The 1,719-nt window shown below is 34.3% G+C and carries 1 protein-coding gene; it reads left to right on the top strand.

Annotation, left to right across the window (positions count from 1 at the left end):
* Positions 1 to 223 precede the first annotated feature (223 nt).
* Positions 224 to 1,678: an IS66 family transposase gene (locus P0N36_RS15205; protein ID WP_275843731.1), complete on the top strand. Its 1,455-nt coding sequence runs from the start codon at positions 224 to 226 to the stop codon at positions 1,676 to 1,678.
* The last annotated feature ends 41 nt before the right edge of the window (positions 1,679 to 1,719 follow it).

Here is a 1,719-nt window from a genome sequence, read left to right as displayed (position 1 = left end):
CTTGAGTTAATAAGTGGATATCGAAGCATTCAATCTCGAAATGTGGGTAACTATTTTTCGAAAGCCTATTTTTTAAAGATTGAATGCACTTTTATCCACTTGCTTAAGTAAAATCACAAAGATATACACAGTCATTTTGACGGTAGTCTTCTTACGTCTGATTCGCTTATTACCTTGATTTTTGGTAAAATAAACCTAGAGAATCAAGCTAAAGGAGGCGCTCATGGGACGAGAAAGCGATTATGAAAAAAGTGTATATAATCAACTGCAAGATTTCATGGCGCGCTTTGATAGATTCGAAAAAGACACTAAAGTTGAAATTACTGGTTTGAAAAATACCGTTAAAACATTAAAAGCAGAAAATACCACACTTAAAATAGAGAATCAATTACTGAAAGATGACAACCAACGCCTTAAAGGTATTCTCAATAATGATAGTACCAACTCTTCATTACCACCATCATCGGATCAGAAAACTAAAAGTGCTAATAAGTACAATGGCCGAGGTAAAACTGATAAAAAACCAGGTGGACAAAAGGGTCATAAAGGCAAAACTCTAACGAAAAAGGATGTGGAAGAAAAGATTATTTCAGGTGACTATGATCACCAGGTCATTCATTTAGGTCATGTATCTAATCAATACAAAAAGAAATATATCTTGGACCTGAAAATCAGCCCTGTTATTCAAGAAATCAGAATTTATCCCAATGAAGCTGGTCAATATGAAATTCCTGAAAGCTTAAAAAGCGATGTTACTTATGGAAACTTAGTTAAAGCATTAAGCGTTGAACTGTATGCAGAGGGTGTCGTATCAAACGAGCGGATTAGTAACTTCATTAATGCGATAAGCAATCATAAACTAGAAATATCTTCTGGTAGCATTTATGGTTTTATCAAGCGGTTTTCTGAACAATGCAACAAAAGTATGAATCAGATTGAATCAGAGTTATTAAATAGCAAGACGGTATGTACGGATGCAACGAATATGACGAATAATGGATCAGCATGCTATGTGCGTAATTTCAGCACACAAGGAGCGGTGTTATATCATTCTATGGACAAGAAAAGTTTGGTTTCTTTAAAAGACATACCGTTTCTCAAAGTGTTTTCAGGAACATTAATACACGATCACGAAACCGCCTTATATCACTTTGGTACAGCACATGGAGAATGTAATGTACATCTACTAAGGTACCTTAAAAAGAACACAGAAGAAACCCAAAATAACTGGTCAAGTCTAATGATGACATTGCTATGTGATGCTAACAAAGCAAGAAAACAAAAAATCGAAAGCAATCAGTTGTTTACCGAATCTGAGGTTGAATGGTATGTGTCACAATATGATGCCATCTTAGAAACTGGTATTATGCAAAACAAAACATGTGTTGGAAAATACGCAAAAAAGGACGAAAAAAAGTTATTAAATCGGTTACAAAAGTACAAGGAAAACCACTTATTGTTTATTAAGGACTTCACAGTTCCTTTTGAAAACAATATGTCTGAGCGTGACCTTAGAAAATGTAAAAATCGCCAGAAAATGTCAGGTGGTTTTCGAAAATCAGAAGGGCATCAAATGTATTGTAAGATTTTAAGTGTGATTGAAACATGCAAACGAAAAAACATGGGTGTGTTTCAAAATATCATTAAAATATTAGATGGTTCACCGGCTATTTTTTAGCCGGATTGTTCGTCGTTATTTAGTTTAGGCTGAATAGTAAC

Origin of the sequence: Petrocella sp. FN5 (genome assembly GCF_029210395.1) — a bacterium.
Lineage (GTDB): Bacteria > Bacillota > Clostridia > Lachnospirales > Vallitaleaceae > Petrocella.
The sequence above is the reverse complement of the archived record's forward strand: the minus strand, read 5'-3'. Positions and strand labels throughout refer to the sequence as shown.